Below are 16,278 nucleotides of genomic sequence, written 5' to 3'. Positions count from 1 at the left end.
GTCCGATCCCATGGCTGTAAAGATCCTGATGCCGGCCCTGTCGCCCACGATGACCGAGGGCACGCTGGCGAAATGGCTGATGAAGGAAGGCGATGAAGTCGCTTCGGGCGACGTGATGGCCGAAATCGAAACCGACAAGGCAACGATGGAATTCGAGGCCGTCGATGAAGGTGTCATCGCCAAGATCCTGGTGTCCGGCGGCACCGAAGGCGTCGCGGTCAATACGCCGATCGCGATTCTGGCGGAAGAGGGCGAAAGCGCCGAAGATGCCATCGCCGCTGTCGGGGATGAATCCGGCAGCAAATCCGAGGCCGCGCCGGTCGCAAAGGAAGAGAAGAAGGCAGACGGTCCGAAGCCGCAGGCCGATAAGGAAGAGCCGAAAGGCACGCCCGCGGCGGCGCCGTCTGCCGCAGGAACGCAGGCGTCGCCCCAAAAGGGCGATCGCATCTTCGCCAGTCCGCTGGCCCGCCGGATGGCCGCCAATGAAGGCCTCGACCTGGCACAGTTGTCGGGATCCGGCCCTCACGGTCGCATTGTGAAGCGCGACATCGAAAAGGCCCTTTCCGAAGGCACCGGCAAGGCGAGTGCGCCTGCGGCTGCCGCAAAGGCGGACGCGGCGCCGCAGGCCAAGCCGGCCGCGGCGGCGCCGGCTGTTCTGTCCGCCGACGATCCCATCTTCAAGATGCTGCCGGAAGCGGAGAGCGTTCCACATACCGGGATGCGCAAGACAATTGCGAAGCGTCTGACCGAGTCGGCCCGCGACATCCCGCATTTCACGCTTCAGGTCGATGTCGAAATCGACAAGCTGCTCGCCATGCGCAAGCAGTTGAACGAGCGGGACGGGGCCGACTACAAGATTTCGGTCAACGATTTCATCGTAAAGGCCACGGCGCTTGCGTTGACGCGGGTTCCGGATTGCAACGTCGCCTATACGGACAGCGCGATCCTGAAATTCAAGCAGGTCGATATGGCAATCGCGGTCGCGATCGACGGTGGCCTGATCACGCCGATCATCAAGAACTGCGCGGCGAAGGGACTGGCGACCATCTCGAAGGAAGCCAAGGAACTTGCAGGCAAGGCCCGAGACGGCAAGCTGGCGCCCGAGGAATATCAGGGCGGCACCTTCACGATCTCCAACCTGGGCATGTTCGGGGTGAAGAGCTTCACCTCGATTATCAATCCGCCTCAGGGCGGCATTCTGTCGGTTGGGGCGGGTGAACAGCGGCCGGTCGTAAAGGACGGCGCGCTTGGCCTCGCCACCGTGGTGACGTTGAGCCTCGCGGTCGATCACCGTTGCATCGACGGCGCAACGGGCGCGGCCCTGGTGAAAGAACTCAAGGCGCTGATCGAAGACCCGATCGCCCTGATGCTGTAAGCGGACGGATTAGGAGAATAGCCATGGCTGACAATTCCTTCGACGTCGTCGTGGTCGGCGCCGGTCCCGGCGGCTACGTCACGGCGATCCGCGCCGCGCAACTCGGCATGAAGACCGCCGTTGTGGAGGCGAACCATCTTGGCGGGATCTGTCTGAACTGGGGATGTATTCCGACCAAGGCGCTGCTGCGATCCGCCGAGATTTACCACTATATGCAGAACGCCAAGGATTATGGCCTGAAATGCGAAGGGGCGGGGTTCGATCTCGACGCCGTGGTAAAGCGCAGCCGTGCGGTTTCCAAGCAGCTGAATTCCGGCGTCGGCCACCTTCTCAAGAAGAACAAGGTCACGGTCTTTGACGGCTGGGGCAAACTCGCCGGTGGATCGAAGGGGGCACGCAAGGTGTCGGTCGAAAAGGACGGAAAATCCGTCGCGGAATTGACCGGCAAGCACATTGTTCTGGCAACCGGCGCGCGGGCTCGGGAACTGCCCGGCCTGGAAGCAGACCACAAATTGGTCTGGACCTATAAGGACGCCCTGGTTCCCAACACCATGCCCAAGCGGCTCCTGGTCATCGGGTCCGGTGCGATCGGCATCGAATTCGCCAGCTTCTTCAATACCCTCGGGGCTGAGACAACGGTCGTCGAGGTGATGGATCGGGTACTGCCGGTCGAAGACCCCGAAATCTCCAAACTGGCAAAGAAGAGCTTCGAGAAGCAGGGCATGAAGATCCTGACCGGGGCGTCGGTCAAGGGCCTGAAGAAGGCCGGCGATACCGTCACCTGCACCGTGGACGCCGGCGGCAAGACGCAGGAGATCACAGTCGATCGCGTCATATCGGCTGTCGGAATCGTGGGGAATGTCGAAGACATCGGTCTGGAGGGCACCAAGATTCGTGTCGACAAGACGCATGTTCTGACCAACGAGTGGTCGGAAACCGACGAGCCTGGAGTCTATGCAATCGGTGATCTGACCGGGCCGCCGTGGCTGGCGCACAAGGCCGAACATGAAGGCGTGATCTGTGTCGAGAAGATCGCGGGCCTGAAGGGCGTGCACCCGCTGGATACCTCACGGATTCCCGGCTGTACCTATTGCCATCCCCAGGTCGCGTCCGTCGGGTTGACCGAGGAAAAGGCCAAGGAGAAGGGCTACGACGTCAAGGTCGGGCGGTTCAGCTTCATCGGGAACGGCAAGGCCATCGCCCTGGGAGAGCCAGAAGGCCTGATCAAGACGGTGTTCGACGGCAAGACAGGCGAATTGCTGGGCGCCCATATGATCGGTGCGGAGGTGACCGAACTGATCCAGGGCTATTCCATCGCGAAGACCCTGGAAACGACCGAGGAAGAGCTGATGCACACCGTCTTCCCGCATCCGACCCTCAGCGAAATGATGCATGAGTCAGTGCTGGACGCGTATGGCAAGGTCATTCACCTGTGAGCGAACACGCCTTGTGTTCAACCGCTTGGCGCATTTGCACAACATACGCCTCATATTCGAAGGAGACTTTAATAAAATAAATATAAAATTTTAGACGTTTTGTCTTCTCCCTTGATCGGTTCTGTGGCACGTGTAGTCTCATGGATACGGTCATGGACATTGATGAGGGAAAAGGGGCGGCCGCCATGAATGCCATCGAGCATCCGCATATTGCGGAGGTTCGTCGGGAAATCGTGTATGACGGTGGTCGCTGGCGTCACATGCTGGTGGTAGTGACCGATCTGTCATTGGACCCCGCCGCACCCGATCACGACGCAAAGGCCCTGAACGAGGTTATTCAGGCCGTTGCGAATTCCGCTATCGAAAACAAGAGCGGCTATCACGGGATCGTCGTCCGGAACCCCTGACAATTCGACTGAACCGAGGTCATTTGGGAAACACCCCTTGACCCCGCCGGTTCCACTCCTCAGCTTTATCGAGCCCGCAGAGCTGGTGGAAGGCCAATGACCGAACCGACCGACGTTAAGACCCGCGCACATCGACACCCCGAAAAGCGCAATCGACCGGACAATCCGATTCAACGGAAGCCGGACTGGATTCGTGTAAAGGCGCCTGTCAGCAAGGAATACAAGGCGACCCGCAAGATTGTCGAAGACCACCAGTTGGTCACGGTCTGCCAGGAAGCCGCCTGCCCGAATATCGGGGAGTGCTGGGCGAAGAAACACGCCACATTCATGATCATGGGGGAGATCTGCACACGCGCCTGCGCGTTCTGCAATGTCTCCACCGGCCGACCGAATGCGTTGGACCCTTTCGAGCCCTATCGAATCGCGGACGCAGTCGAGAAACTGGGGTTGGAACATGTGGTCATCACATCCGTTGACCGTGACGACCTGGACGATGGCGGAGCCGCGCATTTCGCAAATGTCATCAACGCGATCCGGGAGCGCACGCCGGCCACGACGATCGAAATCCTGACGCCCGATTTCAAGGGCAAGGCGGGCGCGCTGGAAACCGTGGTCGCGGCGAGGCCCGACGTCTTCAATCATAACCTGGAAACCGTGCCACGCCTGTACCCGACGATCCGCCCGGGCGCGCGATATTTCACGTCGCTGCAGCTGCTCGCCATGGTCAAGCAGCTCGATCCGTCGATCTTCACAAAATCGGGACTGATGGTCGGTCTGGGAGAAACCAAGATCGAGATTCAGCAGCTGATGGACGATTACCGCGCTGCAGATGTCGATTTCCTGACGATCGGGCAATACCTGCAGCCGACACCGAAACACGCGGCCATCGACCGTTTCGTTACACCGCAGGAATTCGAATCCTACGCCTCCATGGCTCGTGCCCGTGGCTTCCTGATGGTCTCCTCCACGCCGCTGACGCGGTCTAGCTATCACGCCGGGGACGACTTCCGAAAACTGCGGGAGGCCCGCGAGGCCAAACTCGCCGCGCAAGGGAAAGCGTGACCCATCCGTCCGAATAGGATAGTTCCGCAATCGATCTGACGCCCAGGCCACATTAACGGACGCCACGACCGAATGCCCAGTCATACCGAACAGCGGTTGCTGCCCTATCGCGCCGACGACATGTTTCAACTTGTCGCCGATGTCGGGCGGTACCCCGAATTTCTGCCCTGGTGCCGCGCAGCCCGAATCCGAACCAAGAACGAAACCTTGCTGGTCGCGGATCTGGTGATTGGATTCAAGGGGATAACGGAGAAGTTTACCAGCCGGGTCACACTGGACCGACCCAATGGAATCATTCGCACCGCCTATGAAGACGGTCCATTCAAGTATCTGGATAACTATTGGGAATTCAAGGACGAACCCGATTCGCATTCGTGCCGGGTCGATTTCCATGTCGATTTCGAATTCCGGTCCCGATTGCTTCAGACAATGATCGGGCTTGTCTTCACGGAAGCGGTCAAACGGATGGTCTCGGCATTCGAAACACGGGCCGAAGAACTCTACGGCAAGGGTGGAAATCCCTGACTGCATCCGCAGTTCCCGCGATTCTTCCAGAACTACACCCGCAGTCATGCCTCGTTGTCGATTCGCAATGACCTCGAATCAGCGAATCGGGAGCGGTTCCAAAATTGACCTCATCCACGAAATCTTGAGGCCTTTCCGGGACTCATATATCTCTTCCCTAATCAATTAGGTGTCAGACCGAATTTTGGGGAGGTCGGCGATTGATATCGGCCGCGCAGATCCGGGCAGGAAGATCGCTGCTCAATGTCAAACAGAGCGAATTGGCGAAAGCGGCCGGTGTCTCCCTCGCCACCCTCAACAATATCGAACGCGGTGTCGGCGATCCGAGGGCAAGCACTCTGGAAGCAATCGAGCGCGCCCTTTTTGGCGCCGGTGTCGAGGTTGAATCCGACGGCGCCACCGAAACGGTCCGGCTTCATCGGCTGGCCCGGCCGAGTGCCTATGAAACCTTTCATGCCAGTCAGCGGATTCTGGAATGCCTGTCACGCGACAGCCTGCTGAAGGTGGAGGGCATTCTCTTCTACCCCCGACGCGACCACGCCATTCGCGACGGCGCGGAAGCCGTGAAGCTCTGTCTCATGTTGATCGGTCGGGTACGAACCGTGCTGTTCGATCAGGTCAGTTTCACGATGGCAAGCGGGCCCCGCACGGCTGAAACGGCAGGCATCCTGCTGGCTGCTTTCGCTCTGCATGCCCCCAATCTCACATTCATCGACAGGATCGTGGAAGATACCACCCTGGCGCCGCTATCCGAGGCCGTGGAACGGCTGCGTGACGCGGAATGGCGGCCATTGGATCACCCGCAGTCGCTGATCGACATATTCGACGACTGGGAATCGAAGTGTGAGCGTTTCGGGGATAGGGCTGGGCACCCCCTGGCGGATCTGGTGCGTCTTACCGGACGCAGTATCGCTACACCGGCGCTCGGGACGCCAGCCTGATCGCCAGATCGAGGGCGGCCACGATGGTTGCCCGTCGCACAGCAGCCCGATCCCCCGAAAAACTGTGCTCCTCAACCTCGATGTCAGTACCGGCAGCCGCCGCCACATACACCAGTCCGGCCGGTTTGCGTTCGGACTGGCCGGGCCCTGCAACGCCTGTGACCGCGACCGAGACCTTGGCCCCGGATTTCAGCAGGGCACCTTGAGCCATGGCGCGGGCAACCGGTTCGGATACAGCCCCATGGGCCTCGATAAGTGCCGCATCCACATCCAGCATTTCGGTCTTTGCCGCATTCGTATAGGTGACGAACCCCCGATCGACGACATCCGAAGACCCCGGCACCTCCGTCAGCGTACCGGCGATCAGCCCGCCGGTACAGGATTCCGCAGTGGCGATCGTGGCCCCCATATGGCGAAAGACCTGCAGGGTTTTTGTTGCGATTTCATAGAGTTCCGAATCGACCATCACGCACTGCTCCAGGCAATCAGCCAGCCAAGACCATAAACTGCCGCCATGGCGTAGAGGGCCGCCAGAACGTCGTCTGCCATCACACCCAATCCACCGGCCAGCCGCCGGTCGACCCAGCCGACAGGCCAGGGCTTGGCGATATCGAAGACCCGAAAGGCCAGAAAACCGGCCAGATAATGCATCCAGTCCGGGGGCACCAGGGCGAGAACCATCCAGACCCCGACGACCTCGTCCACGACGATTTCGGAGGAATCATGGGCGTTCTTCATCGCGTCGTATCGATTGGATGCCCAGACACCGACCGGGAATAGCAGGGCAGCGGCCGCAAATAGCCAAAGAGGCCCGGCAAGCGTTGCAAGAACCCAGGCAAAGGGCAGGGCGGCCAAAGTCCCCCAGGTTCCCGGCATCGGGCGCAACAGGCCGCTGCCGAACCACGTGGCGATCAGATGTGCCAACCGATTCACTGAAACCCTCCATCCGGCGGCACCGCCACCGTCGCGATCGCCTGACAGGCAATTCCTTCGCCCCGGCCAGTGAAGCCCAGCCGTTCCGTCGTTGTCGCCTTGATCGAAACGCGATCCTTGGTAATGTTCAGAATGTCGGCGATCCGGGCGCGCATGGCATCGCGATGCGGCCCGACCTTGGGCCTCTCGCAGATCAGCGTGGCGTCGATATTCAGTATCCGGCCGCCCAGGGCCGAAACACGGTCACCCGCATGTCGTAGAAATCTGGCGGAATCCGCACCGCGCCACGTCGGGTCGCTTGGCGGGAAGTGGCTGCCGATATCGCCATCGGAGATCGACCCCAGAAGCGCGTCTGTAATGGCGTGAAGACCCACATCCGCATCGCTATGACCTTCCAGTCTCTTGTCATGCGGCACCAGGATTCCACACAGCCAGACGCCGTCGCCTTCCGCAAAACGGTGCACATCGAATCCCATCCCGGTGCGCGGTTCCATCAAATTGACCAACCCTTCTTCCGCGGCGGCAAAATCGTCCTCGGTCGTCAGTTTCACATTCGCAGGGTCGCCCGGAACGATCCAGACCGGTTTTCCCAGCGTTTCGAACAGAGCCGCATCATCCGTGACTTCCGAAACGGCGGCCCGGTGTGCATCCAGAATTTCGCTCAGTCGAAACCCTTGGGGGGTCTGGGCTCGGAAAAGGCCCTCCCGGGGGACAGTATGACGAATTCGGCCCCCATCCGGCGCCTGTTTCAAGGTATCGACAACCGGCAGGCCGGGCAGGGCGGCACCATGATCGGTAACGCCATCCAGGACCCGGTCGATCAACGCGGTGGTGACGAAGGGGCGCGCGGCGTCGTGAATCAGGACGATGTCCTGCTGGTCCGCAAGGCGCGCCACTGCGTTCAAGCCGGACAGGACTGATTGTTGCCGTGTCGCACCGCCGGGTGCGAACACGACTTTCTCCGTGACGGATCCGAGCGCATCGCGGCACAGATCTTCCTGCCCTTCGCCGATCACAACGATGACCGATCGGCAGGCCACATGACGGAGATAAACCTCGATGCTCCTCCGGATCAGCGGTATGCCGCCGACCGGGCGATATTGCTTCGGAAGGCCTCCGCCCGCCCGCACCCCCTGTCCGGCGGCGACAAGGACAAGGTGAAACGGCTGAATCGATTGTTCGGCTTCGGCGGACATTCAATCTCTCGGGACAGGCTCGGAGGAAGGCATTTCAGGGCGGCTCACCCGGTGATATATAGCGCGGCATGCTAGCGGAGTCGCCGATCTTTCAAATAGCCGCTTTGGCCTGCCTGTTGCCGGCAATGTGGTTGGCTGTCCGTCCGGGCGGCCGAGGCGCCTTGCTTTTACCAGCACTGGTCCTGGCGGCGGTTGGCCCGGCGCTTCTGTGTCTTGCCGCCGTTCAGTCCGGATGGCGCACCGATTTTGCCTTCACGGTCTGGGTTTCCGCGTCCGCGACGTTGATACTTTTCGGATGCCTCGCAGTCCTTTCCCGGACTGCCCGTCGGATGGCGGCACTGGTCCTGCCGTATCTGGGCCTGTCGATCCTGATTGCGATCCTGACGAGTCACGACGGCCAGCCCATGACAGATGCGCCGGGCGCTTGGCTTGCCGTCCATATCGTCGTCGCTGTCTCGACCTATGCCCTTATTACCGTCGCGGCGGTGGCGGCCCTTGCCGTTTTCCTGAAGGAAAGGTCGCTCAAGGCAAAAACCCAGAACGGTCTTGCCGCGCTGCTGCCCCCCGTGGCGGAAAGCGAACGGCTGCAGGACAGGTTGATGGTGGTATCCGAGGTCGTGCTGGCCCTTGGCCTTGCCTCCGGGGTCGCCATACACATTCAGCGCGCCCAGCCGCTTCTCGAAGCGGACCATAAGACACTTCTGACCCTGGCGGCGTTTCTGGTGATCGGCCTGCTGCTGGCGCTTCAGCGCTTCAGCGGTTTGCGCGGACGCCGCGCGGCCCGCGTCGTCATGATTTCCTATCTGCTCGTCACGATGGCCTATCCGGGCGTCAAATTCGTCTCGGACATTCTGGTCGGCTAGCGAGCTCGCAATCCTGCGTCAGATTTACCTCTGGTGCTTCCGCGCAAGCAGGGGTACAAGCGCTATCGGGAAAATTGCCTAAAGTTTGAGCTGACCAAATGCCTGCGCAAAAAATCGGCACATATCCGAAGGGCGCGCCGTTGAGCGTGGGCCCGGTCGCCATCGATACCCCGGTCTATCTCGCACCGATGTCGGGGGTGACGGATCTTCCTTTCCGGACCGTTGCGCGGGCGCTCGGCGCCCCGGTTGTCGTATCCGAGATGATCGCCAGCAGCGAAGCCATCCGCGAAACCCGCGGCACGCTGAAACGGGCGGAAGCCCTGGATGACGACACGCCGCATATCGTCCAACTGGCCGGTCACGACCCTGCGACCATGGCGGAGGCGGCAAAGCTCTGCGCGGACCTTGGCGCCGATATTGTCGATCTGAACTTTGGCTGCCCGGCCAAGAAGGTGACCCGCAAACTGTGCGGGTCGGCGCTGATGCGGGATCTGGACCAGGCATTGCGCATCGTCGACGCCGTTGTCGCCGCGGTCGATGTCCCGGTGACGGTCAAGATGCGTACCGGTTGGGACGACGACAGCCGCAACGCCCCGGAATTCGCTCGGCGCGCGGAAAACGCCGGCATTCAACTGGTCACGGTTCATGGCAGGACGCGCGAGCAGAAATATACCGGACGCGCCGATTGGGGCTTCATCCGCTCGGTCAAGCAGGCCGTGACAATCCCGGTCATCGCAAATGGCGACATGACCGATTTCGACGCAGTTGACCGCTGCCTGTCGGAATCCGGCGCGGATGGCGTCATGATCGGCCGCGCGGCACAGGGTCGACCCTGGTTTCTGGGGCATGCCGCAACCTATTTCCGGACCGGCGAACGTCGCGGCGATCCGCCGACCGCGCGCCGCTGCGAAATCCTGCTATGGCACCTCGATGAAATCCTGCGCTACCACGGTGCGGACCGCGGCCTGCGAATGGCACGCAAGCATATCGCCTGGTCCATTGCCGACGTTCCCGGTGCCGCCGCGCTACGGGCCGAAGCGATGGCGGCGGAATGCCCGGAAGCGGTGGTTGATACGTTGAAACGGGCCTTTGCCGCTGCCGCGGATCTGGCGGAGGCCGCCTGATGTTGAAGGCGATCAAGAACACCTTCGGTGGCGGCCCGGAGCGTCCCAGCATCGACAGCATCATGGATTCGCTGCCCGAGCCGGTCATCGTGGTCGATGCCACGGGCAATGTCAGCTACCTGAACGCCGCCGGTCAGAGCTTTCTTCAGGGGTCGGAGGCCGTTCTCAGCGGCGTCAATCTGCAGGACCTGATCCCCCATGACAGCCCGATCCTGGCGGCGGTCGACAGGGCCCGCCGGGTTGGGAGTTCAATGACCGTTCACGGTGTCCGCCTGTCGACACCGCGCATCGGCAATCACACGGTCACAGTCGACGCGGCGCCGCTGACGGATCGCCAGGACAGTGTGGTCATCACCATCAAAGAACACTCGATCGCCGGCAAGATCGACCACGCCCTGACACAACGAGGCGCCGTTCGGTCGGTGACCGCCCTGGCGGCGATGCTGGCCCATGAAGTCAAGAACCCACTATCCGGCATTCGGGGGGCGGCGCAGCTTCTGGAGACCATGGTCCCCGCCGAAGACCGGCAACTGACCAAGCTGATCACCGAAGAGACCGATCGCATCGTCAAACTGCTGGACCGTATGGAGATCTTCTCGGATCGGCCCAATCTGGAGCGGGCGCCCGTCAACATTCATGAGGTCCTGGACCGCGTCCTCGACATTGCGCGCAACGGGTTCGCCAGAGGGATGCGCCTGGTTGCATCCTATGACCCCTCCCTGCCGCCCGTACTCGGCGACCGGGACCAGTTGGTTCAGATCTTCCTCAATCTGGTTAAGAACGCAGCGGAAGCCGCCTCGGAAGGCGAAGGCCTGGAAGGCGAGATCACGGTTACCACCGCCTATCGCCATGGCATTCGCCTGGCAGTACCGGGTATCGAGGCCCGCATGCATTTGCCGCTGGTCATTTCCATCCGCGACAATGGTCCTGGCATTCCCGACGATCTGCGCCCGCATCTGTTCGAACCGTTCATAACAACCAAATCCGGCGGGTCCGGGCTGGGCCTCGCTCTGGTCGCAAAACTGGTTTCGGAACATGGCGGCGTCATCGATTTCGAAAGCCGCCCGCGCCGCACTCAGTTCAATGTCATGATGCCGGTTCTGCGCGAAAATGCGCCGGTACCGGATGGGAAAGGCGACTGATCATGGCGGGGGAAACGATCCTGGTCGCGGATGACGACCGTGCCATCCGAACCGTGGTAAGCCACGCGCTGGCCCGTCATGGGTACGAAGTCCGCACGACCGGTAACGCGGCAACCCTGTGGCGATGGGTGTCGGAAGGCGAGGGCGACCTTGTGGTGACGGACGTGGTCATGCCGGACGGCAACGGGCTGGACCTGATCCCCCAGATCCGAAAGATCAGGCCGGACCTACGGGTCATCGCCATGAGTGCGCGCAACACTCTGCTGACCGCGGTCCAGGCGACCGAACGGGGCGCCTTCGAATATCTGCCGAAACCGTTCGATCTGACCAATCTGGTCGATACTGTCCGCCGTGCCCTGAAGTCGCAGGCCGAAGCGCCGGGGGATATTGCGCCGCATCAGGAATCGGAAGACCCGCTGCCGCTGATCGGTCGGTCACCGGCCATGCAGGACGTCTATCGCGTTATCGCCCGACTGACCGGCACTGACCTGTCGGTTCTGATCACCGGGGAATCCGGGACCGGCAAGGAACTGGTCGCCCGCGCGTTGCATGACTTTTCCAGACGGAAGAACGGACCGTTCATCGCGGTCAACATGGCGGCGATTCCGCGCGACCTGATCGAAAGCGAACTCTTTGGCCATGAAAAGGGCGCCTTTACCGGGGCGACACAGCGCAAGTCCGGCCGCTTCGAACTGGCCGACGGCGGCACGCTGTTCCTGGACGAGATCGGCGACATGCCGCTGGAGGCCCAGACCCGCCTCCTGCGCGTATTGCAGGAAAGCGAATACACGATGGTCGGCGGGCGCAACCCGATCAAGACGGATATCCGAATCGTTGCCGCTACCCACCGTGACCTGCGACAGCTCGTGTCTCAGGGACTGTTTCGGGAAGACCTGTACTACCGGCTGAATGTCGTACCGATCCGCTTACCGCCGCTGCGCGAACGCCGCGAGGATGTGCCGGATCTGGTCCGTCATTTCCTGGCACAGGCGGCGGACAGCGGACTGCCGCAGAAGACCCTGACGGAATCGGCAATGGAACGCCTGACGCGCCATCGCTGGCCCGGCAATGTGCGGGAACTGGAAAATCTCGTTCGCCGGTTGGCGGCGCTCTATGCCCAGGACCGGATCGATCAGGAAATCATCGAGGCAGAACTGGGCGAGACGCCGAACTTTGCCGATCCAGAGGATGCCATGTCCTCCGAATCGGACAACCTGTCCGAGTCCGTTCGCAAGCATATCGTCGCCTATTTCGACGCCCATGGGGATCATCTGCCCGCGGCCGGGCTGCATGCCCGCATTCTGAGGGAGATCGAGCGTCCGCTGATTGAGGTCTGCCTCAAGGCGACCCGCGGTAATCAGGTGCGAACGGCAGAGCTTCTGGGGTTGAACCGCAATACGCTGCGCAAGAAGATTCGCGACCTGGACATAACGGTCGTTCGCGGCAGCCGCGACGAATGATGCCGCCGCGCAATCGCGCTTGCCGGGGTTGGGACAAACCATGTTAAACCTTCCCCGGTCATGAAGATTGAATCTGGAAACAGCGCATCCCAGACACGCGACGCGCCCGTTCGAAAGGGCGGGCTGGCAGCGCGGATAGAGCGTCTTTCTGGATCGAAGAGGATTTCCCGTATTCTCGGCATTGCCTTGATGTCGCTCGCGGTACTCGCGGGTTTCGGGACCTATGCTGCCTTTACCGGTGTGCCGCCGCTGGGCGGCGACCCCGATACGCTGGTGGTCATGGTCTATGTCGACCTGGTCATCATGCTGCTGCTCGGCTTCATCGTCGCCCGCCGGATCGTGGCGTTGTGGTCCGAAAGACGTCGCGGCTCGGCCGGGTCAAGGCTGCATGTCCGGCTGGTGGCACTGTTCGCAGCACTTTCCGTGACGCCGGCCATCATCGTTTCGACGTTCTCCCTGCTGTTCTTCGACCTGGGGATCGAAAGCTGGTTCAGCGAACGCGTGCGTACGGCCGTAAACGAGAGTCGCGCCGTGGCGGAGGCCTATCTTGTCGAACACAGGAACAACATCCGCGCAGATGCATTGCGCATGGCACGTGACCTCAATCGCGACGCACGGCAACTGCAACTGAACCCGCCCCTGTTCAACCGAACCCTGGAAATCCAACGCCGGGTGCGGGAGCTGAGTGAAGCCATCGTCTTTCAGGGAACCACACGGGAAGTCGTGGCCCGCGCCGGCCTGACCATAGTTCTGGAGTTCGAGCCGATCGATTCCCGCGACCTGCTGGCGGCATCCAACGGCGAAATTGTCGTGCTGACCGGCGGGGCGGATGACCGCGTACGGGCCCTGCTGAAGCTCGACGCCTTCGCTGACATGTATCTTTACATCGGCCGACTGGTGGACCCGCAGGTTCTGTCCCGGATCGAGCAGGTTCGCGGCGCTGCGGCGCAGTTCGAACGCCTGGAATCGCAGCGGTCCGACATCCAACTGTCCTTCGCGCTGGCCTTTGTCGTGGTGGCGCTTTTGCTGCTGCTCTCGGCCATCTGGATCGGGCTGACCCTGGCGACGCAATTGTCCTCCCCGATCAGCGCCCTGATTGGAGCCACCGAACAGGTGCGGGCAGGGGATCTGGACGCCCGTGTGTCTGAAATCGCCGGGGAGGACGAATTGGCCCTGTTGAGCCGCGCCTTCAACCGCATGACCTCGCAATTGCGGTCGCAGCACAATGAGCTCATGGAGGCAAATCGGCAGATCGACGGCAGGCGACGGTTTTCCGAGGCGGTCTTGTCCGGCGTGAGTGCCGGTGTTCTGGGGCTGGACCGGAACGGGCGGATCGATCTGCCGAACCGCCGCGCCAGCGAACTCCTCGCCATGGCGCCGCACGCGCTGATCGGAGAAAAACTGACGGATATCCTGCCGGAACTGCAGGAATCCATGGATCAGGCACGCAATTCAACGCCTGGGCGCCCGGTCGAAGCGCAAATCCGCCTGACGGTGCAAGGAGAGACGCGCACCCTGTTCGTACGCATCGTGGTCGAGCAGGACGACGGTCAGGTGCAGGGATATGTTGCCACTTTCGACGATGTTTCACCGCTTGTTTCCGCGCAGCGCAAGGCGGCCTGGGCCGACGTTGCCCGCCGCATCGCCCACGAGATCAAGAATCCGCTGACCCCGATCCAACTGTCGGCAGAACGCCTCAAGCGGAAGTACCGCAAGGAAGTTACGACGGACCCGCATGTCTTCGAGACCTGTATCGATACCATCGTGCGACAGGTCGACGATATCGGTCGGATGGTGGACGAATTCTCGTCCTTCGCCCGCATGCCGGCGCCGACTATGCGCGATCAGGACATCGTGGATATCTGCCGGCAATCCCTGTTTCTGCAGCGCAATGCCAACGCCGATGTCGACTACACATTTGACGGGCCGGAGGTGCCGCTGGTGATCCGCTGCGACGGCCGCCAGCTTAGCCAGGTCATGACGAATCTGCTTCAGAATGCCCATGATGCAATCGAAGGGCGTTTCGAAATTGCGGAGGCCGAGGGACGCCCGGTCTCTGAAGAACCCGGCGGCCGCATAGGGCTTTCAATAGAGGCTGACGACAGGCATGTTCGAATTGCGATTCAAGATAACGGGAAGGGCCTGCCGACTGCGGAACGGGAGCGTTTGACGGAGCCCTATGTGACGACCCGCAGGAAGGGAACGGGCCTGGGCCTGGCGATCGTGAAGAAGATCATGGAAGACCATGGCGGAAGCTTGCAGTTGGACGACGCACCGGGAGGCGGTGCACTGATCACGCTGACCCTGCCGTTGGGATCCACGGAAACGAACAATGATGTACCGCCCGGTGGGGAGGCGGCCTGACATGGCATACGACATTCTCATCGTCGACGACGAGGCGGATATCCGCATGCAGATCGCCGGCATCCTGGAAGACGAAGGGTACCAGACGCGCGAGGCGTCGAATTCGTCGGATGCGCTGGCGGAGGTCGCGAACCGGCAGCCGTCGCTGATGATCCTCGATGTCTGGCTGGCGAATTCCGAATATGACGGTCTTCAGATTCTGGAGATCGTGCGGCGAGACCATCCGACCCTTCCCGTCGTCATGATCAGCGGGCACGGCACCTTCGATATGGCGGTCAACGCGACGAAGAAGGGCGCCTACGATTTCATTTCCAAGCCCTTCAAGACCGATGTCCTGATGCTGACGATCGAACGGGCCCTGTCCGAAGCGCGTCTGAAACACGAAAACGAGTCTCTGCGGAAGCTCTCGCCCTACGCCGTGCTGGACGATCTGGTCGGAAAGTCCCACGCCATCGCCGAGGTTCGGCGCGGCATAGACAAGGTCGCGCAGACCGACAGCCGCGTGTTGATCGCGGGGCCCCCAGGGAGTGGGAAGGGCGCCGTTGCCCGGGTCTTGCACAGCCGGTCTTTGCGCAAGGACGGCCGTTTCGTTGTCCTGACCTGTGCATCGCTGACCGAAAGCACGCTGGAAGCGGCGCTTTTCGGCGTCGAAGCGCGGGGCGACAACCGGCGACAGATCGGCGTTCTGGAGGAAGCCCATGGCGGCACATTGTTGCTGGATGAGGTCGCCGACATGGATTTGGCGACCCAGCAGAAGATCGTACGCGTTCTCCATTCCCGTCGCTTTCAGCGTCTCGGCGGCGACAACTGGGTCGAGGTGAACACCCGCGTCCTGGCCACGACATCCCAGGACCTGACGGAACTGATCGCCCAGGGCAAGTTCCGCGAAGATCTGTTCTACCGGCTGAACGTCGTGCCGTTGCAGGTCCCGCCTCTGTCGGACCGTCGCGAGGACATTCCGCTGCTGGCCACCTATTTCATGGAACGGTCGGCCGCAGCAAAGGGGCGCTCCCCGAGGCCGCTGACATCGGACGCCCTGACGGCACTTCAGGGTCATGAATGGCCCGGGAATGTCTGGGAACTGGCCAATGTGATCGAACGGTTGCTGCTGATGGCGCCGGGGGGACCGCAGGATCCGGTCCGTGCGGACGCAGTCGCCAGCGCGATCGGCAGCGCGGAAAGCACGGTTTCACGCTGGGACCGCGCCCCGGAAGTGATGGGCCTGCCGCTACGGGAAGCCCGGGAGGCCTTCGAACGCGAGTATCTGGTATTTCATCTGGCCCGTTTCGGGGGCAACATCTCCCGAACAGCTGAATTCGTCGGCATGGACCGGGCCGCCTTGCACCGGAAACTGAAGGGGCTGGGTGTGGCGGCCAGCAACCGGGCGAAGCAGGACGCCACGGATTGACGCCCGCCGTCGCAACGGCTGAACAGAAAAACCAGTGAGAAA

The 16,278-nt window shown here is 61.7% G+C and carries 15 protein-coding genes; 12 read left to right on the top strand and 3 right to left on the bottom strand.

All coding sequences use genetic code 11. The features are described from left to right. The first annotated feature begins 10 nt into the window (after positions 1-10). From R8L07_18820 to R8L07_18795, 6 genes are all read left to right on the top strand, one after another. Positions 11-1,375: a pyruvate dehydrogenase complex dihydrolipoamide acetyltransferase gene (locus R8L07_18820; GenBank protein MDW3207593.1), complete on the top strand. Its 1,365-nt coding sequence runs from the start codon at positions 11-13 to the stop codon at positions 1,373-1,375. A gap of 23 nt (positions 1,376-1,398) precedes the next feature. Further along, positions 1,399-2,811 carry a dihydrolipoyl dehydrogenase gene (lpdA, locus tag R8L07_18815; protein ID MDW3207592.1) on the top strand — a complete coding sequence of 471 codons (1,413 nt, stop codon included), beginning with the start codon at positions 1,399-1,401 and terminating at the stop codon, positions 2,809-2,811. Between the two features lie 152 nt (positions 2,812-2,963). Next, positions 2,964-3,218, top strand: coding sequence for a hypothetical protein (locus R8L07_18810; GenBank protein ID MDW3207591.1), 255 nt, complete (start codon positions 2,964-2,966; stop codon positions 3,216-3,218). A 96-nt stretch (positions 3,219-3,314) separates the two neighbouring features. Next, positions 3,315-4,280, top strand: a complete 966-nt coding sequence (lipA, locus tag R8L07_18805; GenBank protein ID MDW3207590.1) for a lipoyl synthase — start codon at positions 3,315-3,317, stop codon at positions 4,278-4,280. Between the two features lie 72 nt (positions 4,281-4,352). Next, a complete protein-coding gene (locus R8L07_18800; protein ID MDW3207589.1) occupies positions 4,353-4,805 on the top strand; it encodes a type II toxin-antitoxin system RatA family toxin in 453 nt (150 codons plus the stop codon). A gap of 200 nt (positions 4,806-5,005) precedes the next feature. Continuing rightward, a complete protein-coding gene (locus R8L07_18795; GenBank protein ID MDW3207588.1) occupies positions 5,006-5,746 on the top strand; it encodes a helix-turn-helix transcriptional regulator in 741 nt (246 codons plus the stop codon). Here the strand turns inward: R8L07_18795 and R8L07_18790 are convergent. The 3 genes from R8L07_18790 to R8L07_18780 are packed head-to-tail and all read right to left on the bottom strand — an operon-like array spanning position 5,718 to position 7,875. Continuing rightward, positions 5,718-6,212 (bottom strand): CinA family protein, encoded by a 495-nt coding sequence (locus tag R8L07_18790; GenBank protein MDW3207587.1) that lies wholly within the window; start codon positions 6,210-6,212, stop codon positions 5,718-5,720. The genes R8L07_18795 and R8L07_18790 overlap by 29 nt on opposite strands. Further along, complete coding sequence (locus R8L07_18785; protein ID MDW3207586.1) at positions 6,212-6,679, bottom strand: phosphatidylglycerophosphatase A; 468 nt, start codon at positions 6,677-6,679, stop codon at positions 6,212-6,214. Before R8L07_18785 ends, R8L07_18790 begins: the two co-directional genes overlap by 1 nt. Further along, positions 6,676-7,875, bottom strand: a complete 1,200-nt coding sequence (locus R8L07_18780) for a bifunctional 2-C-methyl-D-erythritol 4-phosphate cytidylyltransferase/2-C-methyl-D-erythritol 2,4-cyclodiphosphate synthase (GenBank protein ID MDW3207585.1) — start codon at positions 7,873-7,875, stop codon at positions 6,676-6,678. Before R8L07_18780 ends, R8L07_18785 begins: the two co-directional genes overlap by 4 nt. 161 nt (positions 7,876-8,036) lie before the next feature. Between R8L07_18780 and ccsA the strand changes: the two genes are divergently transcribed. The 6 genes from ccsA to R8L07_18750 all read left to right on the top strand — a co-directional run bounded on the left by ccsA (position 8,037) and on the right by R8L07_18750 (position 16,236). Further along, the gene (gene ccsA, locus R8L07_18775) at positions 8,037-8,738 is read left to right on the top strand and encodes a cytochrome c biogenesis protein CcsA (protein ID MDW3207584.1); all 702 of its coding nucleotides are present in this window, start codon (positions 8,037-8,039) and stop codon (positions 8,736-8,738) included. A gap of 98 nt (positions 8,739-8,836) precedes the next feature. After that, positions 8,837-9,862: a tRNA dihydrouridine synthase DusB gene (gene dusB, locus R8L07_18770; GenBank protein ID MDW3207583.1), complete on the top strand. Its 1,026-nt coding sequence runs from the start codon at positions 8,837-8,839 to the stop codon at positions 9,860-9,862. Continuing rightward, positions 9,862-11,004 (top strand): ATP-binding protein, encoded by a 1,143-nt coding sequence (locus tag R8L07_18765; protein ID MDW3207582.1) that lies wholly within the window; start codon positions 9,862-9,864, stop codon positions 11,002-11,004. The genes dusB and R8L07_18765 overlap by 1 nt, the downstream gene beginning before the upstream one ends. Before the next feature lie 2 nt (positions 11,005-11,006). Then, positions 11,007-12,464: a nitrogen regulation protein NR(I) gene (ntrC, locus tag R8L07_18760; protein MDW3207581.1), complete on the top strand. Its 1,458-nt coding sequence runs from the start codon at positions 11,007-11,009 to the stop codon at positions 12,462-12,464. 189 nt (positions 12,465-12,653) lie between these two features. After that, positions 12,654-14,828: a PAS domain-containing sensor histidine kinase gene (locus R8L07_18755; GenBank protein MDW3207580.1), complete on the top strand. Its 2,175-nt coding sequence runs from the start codon at positions 12,654-12,656 to the stop codon at positions 14,826-14,828. 1 nt (position 14,829) lies between these two features. Beyond that, a complete protein-coding gene (locus R8L07_18750; protein MDW3207579.1) occupies positions 14,830-16,236 on the top strand; it encodes a sigma-54 dependent transcriptional regulator in 1,407 nt (468 codons plus the stop codon). The last annotated feature ends 42 nt before the right edge of the window (positions 16,237-16,278 follow it).

The sequence above is a fragment of the Alphaproteobacteria bacterium genome (assembly GCA_033344895.1).
In the GTDB taxonomy this organism is placed as follows: Bacteria; Pseudomonadota; Alphaproteobacteria; order UBA8366; family Aestuariispiraceae; genus Pacificispira.
Note: the sequence above shows the minus strand (reverse complement) of the source record. Positions and strands in the feature narration are given on the sequence as shown.